This window comes from Belnapia mucosa (assembly GCF_016775475.1).
Classification (GTDB): Bacteria; Pseudomonadota; Alphaproteobacteria; order Acetobacterales; family Acetobacteraceae; genus Belnapia; species Belnapia mucosa.
The window spans coordinates 1-5,798 of the sequence record NZ_JAEUXJ010000057.1; the positions used below are offsets into that span (position 1 = coordinate 1).

General features: G+C 64.9%; 3 protein-coding genes. All 3 read left to right on the forward strand.

Annotated features, from left to right (window positions below):
- Window positions 1-93: 93 nt before the first annotated feature.
- Window positions 94-1,443 carry an IS1380 family transposase gene (locus tag JMJ55_RS30215; RefSeq protein ID WP_202829313.1) on the forward strand — a complete coding sequence of 450 codons (1,350 nt, stop codon included), beginning with the start codon at window positions 94-96 and terminating at the stop codon, window positions 1,441-1,443.
- Between the two features lie 421 nt (window positions 1,444-1,864).
- Window positions 1,865-3,385, forward strand: a complete 1,521-nt coding sequence (locus tag JMJ55_RS30220) for a hypothetical protein (protein ID WP_202829314.1) — start codon at window positions 1,865-1,867, stop codon at window positions 3,383-3,385.
- 640 nt (window positions 3,386-4,025) lie between these two features.
- Window positions 4,026-5,771: a glycosyltransferase 87 family protein gene (locus tag JMJ55_RS30225; RefSeq protein ID WP_202829315.1), complete on the forward strand. Its 1,746-nt coding sequence runs from the start codon at window positions 4,026-4,028 to the stop codon at window positions 5,769-5,771.
- Window positions 5,772-5,798 lie beyond the last annotated feature (27 nt).

Consider the following 5,798-nt stretch of genomic DNA (forward strand, 5'->3'; position numbering starts at 1 on the left):
GGATTATGCGCGAGGGCTGACGGGCATGGCGCAAGCCGTTGTGCGGACGTAGAATTTGGCTGCGACACTCAAACCCAGCCGCGTCCGGAGACCATGCCCGTCACGGTTGAACCTACCCCGCCGCTGCCCGGCCTGTCACCGGTCGGCGGCAAGCCCCTGATTGCCCGCTTCGACGGCGGGCAACTCTCCTCCGACGGCGGCCTGCTGGCCTTGCGCGAGGTCGAGCGCCGGCTCGGCATCGCCGACCGACTGGCAGCCTGCATCGACGACCCGCGCGCACCGGGGCGGGTCCAGCACCGCCTCGCCGCCATCCTGCGCTTCCGCATGCTGATGATCGCGGCGGGCTACGAGGATGGCAACGACGCCGACAGCCTGCGGCACGATCCGGTTTTCAAGCTCGCCCTCGACGCGCTGCCCGAGGGCGCGCCGCTGTGCTCACAGCCGACCATCTCCCGGCTCGAGAACCTGCCGGATGTGCGCGCCCTGCTGCGGATGGCCCGCGCCATGGTCGGGCTGTACTGCACCAGCTTCCGGCAGGTGCCCCGCCGCATCGTGCTCGACATCGACGACACCTTCGATGCCGTCCACGGCGGGCAGCAACTGCGGCTCTTCAACGCCTACTACGACGAGTATGGTTTCCAGCCCATCGTGGTGTTCGACGGCGAGGGCCGGCCCGTGGCCGCCATGCTGCGCCCGGCCCGGCGTCCGACCGGTGCCGAGGCCCGTGCCTTCCTGCGCCGGCTGGTGCGCGGGATCCGTAGTCACTGGCCCCGGGTGGAGATCCTGATCCGCGCGGACAGCCATTACTGCGCGCCGGAGGTCCTCGACGTCTGCCGCGCCGAGCGCCTCGACTTTGTGCTCGGCGTGGCCGCGACCACCACCCTCCACCGACACGTCGCGGCGCTGGAGCAGAGCACCGCTGCCCGGCACGCCGCCGCGCCGGGCAACGGCAAGCTGCGCCGCTACAAGGAGTTCTGGGACGGTGCCGGCAGCTGGAGCCGGGTCGAACGCATCGTCGCCCGGATCGAGGTCGGACCACAGGGCACCGACACGCGCTACGTCGTTACCAACCTCGCCGGCGGCACGCCGCGGCGGATCTACGAGGACCTCTACTGTGCGAGAGGTCAGGCCGAGAACCATATCAAGGCCTGGCGTCGCCACCTCACCGCCGACCGCACGTCGTGCAGTCGCGCCACCGCCAATCAGCTTCGCCTCATGCTGCACACCGGCGCCTACTGGCTGCTCTGGTCGCTGCGCAGCCTCATGCCGAAGCGCTCCACCTGGCGCGTGGCGCAGTTCGACACCCTCCGCCTGCGCCTGGTCAAGCTCGCCACCCGTGTCGTCACGCGAAAGACCAGGATCATGCTGCAACTGCCGAGCGCCTGTCCGGACAAGGCTGTCCTGCGCCTCGCCCTCGAGCGCATGCCACGCCTGACCTGCTGAGTGCCGGGGCGAATGCCCCGGCCGCACCCTCCGACCCGCAACCAGCCAGCCCCGCGATCCGCACCTCACCACCGGCCCCGAAGCCGGCCATGGCGACGCGCGACCGCACAACCCTGAAGCGAGCGAACCGAAGCGATTTCAGACCGCTCGTCCGCCCTCACGAATTTTGCGGGCTAGTATCCCTGTCGACGAAGATATCGGTATCAACCAGCTTGCAGAGGTAGAGTGAAGTGGCATCGCAGACAGAGTTTTTTGCTGGGGGAGCACGAGTTGTATGGGCTTGATCCTTCGCCCGGCTACCGATGGACAGCGATCCGCAGCCTGGTGCAACTCGATCCCATCCCCTTGGAGGCTCGCCGCGGCAACACTCACGGCTGTAATGTTCTGCAGCCTGCCGTTTTGGACTGGGCCCTGGCTCGGCATGATCGATTACCCGAATCATCTGGCGCGCTACTTTGCCGTTGCCCATTACGGTGACCTTCCTGCGCTGCAGGAATTCTATCGGGTTGAGTGGCACCCGATCGCTAATATCGGGATCGATGTGGTCGTCCAGGCGATCCACAACGCGACATCGCTGCCCACCGAACGGATAAGCCAGGCGCTTGTCGGCACACTGTCTGTTTTGCTGATCCCAGCAGTTTTGAGCCTTAATCGCGCACTCTTCGGGGTGTGGTCGTACTGGCCGCTCGCCTCGGCACTGCTGGTGTTCAACTATGTTCTGCTCTACGGCTTCACCAACTACGTAGGTGGGCTGACCCTCGCTATCTTTCTCGCTGCTGCCTGGGCTGCCCTACACGGACGATCTCTGGCTGTCCTCCTACTCGCCTTTGCTCTCAGTGCCGCGGCGCTCTTCTTCTTTCATCTTTACGCCTTCGCCATTTATGGTCTCTTCTGGCTTTGCCATGCAGCATGGTCACTTTGGATGCGCCAGGGGACGATAAAGCCTCTCGTCATTCGGCACGCAGTCGCCGCGTTGCAGTTTGTTCCGGCTGTCCTGGTGCTGGTTCTGTTCAGTCCAACCTCCCGCAACATCGGCCTCGATCACATCCAGCCAGCGATGGCTCGGGACAAGCTGATGGGACTCCACAGCGTCTTCGACATCGGTGTTCCATCAGTCACACTTGCCACTTTTGGTGTTTTTGGCACAGCCGTGTTGGCGGGGCTGGCGTCACGTCGGTTGGTGTTCTCCCCCTTAGGGGCCGTCGTGGTTTCTGCCCTGACCGTGGCCTTCCTCGCCATGCCCTTCGGCTTGCTCGGAGCCGCATTCGCGGATTACCGGCTGCCCGTGGCCATCACGGCCGTAGCGATAGCCGCGACCCGCTGGCGCGCTCTACCGGGGCGGGCTGCCTTCGTCCTTTCAGCCGCGTTCACAGCACTCGTAGTTGTGCGGGTCGCTGTGATGACGTCCGAATGGGCGCAAAGCAACCGGCGCTACACAGCGATCATGCGGTTGATGTCGGCGATGGAACCTGGACGGAGGCTCCTTACCATTATCGCAGCAGAGGATATCAGCACGCCATTTCTCCGCAGACCACCGATTGACCACGCCTCAGCCCTCGCCGTCATCGCCCGGCAGAGCTTCGTGCCTACCTTGTTTGCTGAACCCGAGAAGCAGCCGATTTCCTTCACACCCGCCGTAGCGTCACTCGCGCAGATCCTGCTGCCAATCGCGCCGCTTTACGGCCAGCCGGACTCGTTTGCGACAAGTGCAGGACCGCCAGGGTATCGTTTGGCGCCGACTGCCTGGCTTTACCGCTCGCCCGACCCGCTCAGTCTGAGCTCGGTGGCCTACTACGACTATGTCCTGGTATTTGCACGGACGCCGCTCCGTCGAGAGTTGCCAGCGCATCTCGAGCGCATTGGTGACGCGACCGTCGCAGACCTTACCCTCCTCGCGGTAAGGCGCGACAATGTCGGGCCCGAAGGGAAAGGACACCGCTAAAGTGGCGCCGGACTGCAACACGGCTGGGGCACCAATCGCGACCTTCGCCGAGAGGTCAGGGCCAAGCACGAGACAGCGGTCACCTACCTGCTAAGGGACCGCAATGCCTCGCTAACCCTCTACGACTTCGCTGCCGAGCATTGGGACCATCTGCGCACCTTGGACCTGATCGAGGGCGTATTCGCCACCGTGCGGCACCGAACGGTCCGGACCAAGGGCGCGCTCTCATAGGGCACCAGCCGACTGATGCTGTTCAAGCTGGCCATGGTCGCTGCCAAACCTTGGCACGAGCCGAAGGGCGGGCACCAGTTGCCCAAGCTTATCCAAGGCTCACACTCGGGAACGGCGTCGTGGTCAGCAACACGCTAGTGCGGGACGCCGCCTGATCACGGCGTCACCTGTTTTCCAGCATGGCTCTTGCCTGGTTCTGTTGGGTCTTATGCCGCAGCCACTGAGATTGGCCGCCCGGGACGCTGCAGGTCATCGCCCCGCCAATGGCCGAGCTATCCTATCGCGGCAAACCCGATATGAGCAGGACGCATCAATGTGATCGTTGGGTGTTTGGCTTGCCGCTAGGCTTTGGTTGTCCTTCAAGAAGTCCGAATTCTCATGCCCCGCCTAGAGAGCGTTCGCGCCGGATATGGTTGATGCGATAACCCGCACCGTCCAGCAACCGAAGTGGCGGAAGGACGCCTCGACCATTGGCGGGTTTCGGATGGGCTGGGGCGTGCTCCTTGCCTGCTGGACTGCGGCGGCCGCAGTCGCCCTTGCTCTTGGCCGCGATACCAGTTGGGACTTGAGAAACTACCACTACTACAACGTCTACGCCTTACTGGAAGGCCGTTGGGAGGTCGATCTCGCCCCCGCACGGGCCCATAGCTTCCTGCACCCCGGTCTCGACCTACCCTTCTACCTGCTTACCCAAAGCCCACTGAACACCTGGCCACGCCTGGTGTCGGTCCTGCAGGCCAGCTATGCGGGACTGCTGGCCTTCCTGACTATCGCCCTTGCCAATCTCGCTTGCCACGGCGCCGTCGGACGCGTCACCCCCGCCAGCGCACTGGTCGCCTTGTTCGGACTGACCGGTGCGGCGACGCTACCGGAAACCGGCTCGACCTATAACGACGTCCAGATTGGTTGCCTGGTCCTGGGTGCGCTACTCGCCCTCCTGCTCGCGGCAGAAGCGGATGACCGGCACGAGGCACCCCAGGCTGTGCGGCGGCGACTGCTGGCCGGCTTTTTGGGCGGCTGTGCGGTCGGCCTGAAGCTCACCGCAATCATCTTCCCGCCAGCCCTTGCAGTTGCTGGAGCCATCGCGGTGCGCGGCGGCGTGGGGTCAAGAACACGGGCGATGGGGCTGTTGTCGCTTGGTGGTGCGCTCGGGTTCGCGATCACCTACGGACCATGGGGCTGGTTCCTCTGGCAGCGGTTCGGCAACCCGTTCGGACCGATCGCCAATACCATATTCCGCTCGCCTCTGTTTCCAGCCACGGGCCAGCAAGACGTCAGTTTCCTCCCGGATAGCTTGGCAGAGGCACTTGCTTATCCCCTCGTCTGGGCACACCGGTCCGAGGGAGTTGTGCTGGAGCCGCCACTCGCTGACCCACGCTTCGCCATCGGCCTCGCTGCACTGGTACTCAGTCTGGTGCTGGTGGCATGGCGTCGAGCCCAGCGGGACAATGACCCTCGCGTGGCCTGGGTCGGCGCCATGGCGACCGACCCCGCCGAGCGGGTTGCCGCCCGTGCCATGCGGGCGGTGATCGCCTTCGTGCTCGTCAGCTACGTGGCTTGGCTCGGTGTCTTTGCCATCCTGCGCTATGCCATCCCGGTCGAGGTGCTGCTCGGCATCCCGGTCTGGGCGGCGGCACGCGAACTGCTCGTGGCGGCGCCCATGAGCCAAGGATCGATGCCGTCGGCGGGATGGTGGCGCGGCGGGGCAACGCTCTGCCTGGCTACCGCCCTCGGTGTTTCTGCCTTGGTCACCGAATACCCTGCCCATCCGCGCGAGCCCTTCCTGTGGGAGGGAGAGCCCCATGGGACTGCGGTGGTGGCGGTCAACCAGATAGCACTCCCGGCGGGCTCGCTGGTCGTGATGCTTGGACCTGCCGTTTCCTTCGTCGCGCCGTTTCTGGAGGGGCCTGGGGTTTGGTTCGTGGGCGGCCCCAATTCCAACTGGGCGGGCGCGGCCACTGACCCCACCAGCTACGCAGCCTTAGTGCTGCGGGCCGTACGGTCGCATTCTGGGCCAGCCTTCGTCGTTCTTGAGTTCCCAGACGACTATGACCAGGAGGCTACGGATGTGCTCGGCATCGCGTTCGATCGGGCATCCTGCCGCCCAGTGGAGAACAACCTCACGAGAGTGGTCCAGATCTGCAGTTGGCGCTAGCTCGCCGTGACGCAACAGATTAGTTTG

Excerpts from the sequence above, each read along its gene's own strand:
- JMJ55_RS30215 (WP_202829313.1), top strand. The coding sequence starts at position 94 with ATGCCCGTCACGGTTGAACCTACCCCGCCGCTGCCCGGCCTGTCACCG.
- JMJ55_RS30220 (WP_202829314.1), top strand. The coding sequence starts at position 1,865 with ATGATCGATTACCCGAATCATCTGGCGCGCTACTTTGCCGTTGCCCAT.
- JMJ55_RS30225 (WP_202829315.1), top strand. The coding sequence starts at position 4,026 with ATGGTTGATGCGATAACCCGCACCGTCCAGCAACCGAAGTGGCGGAAG.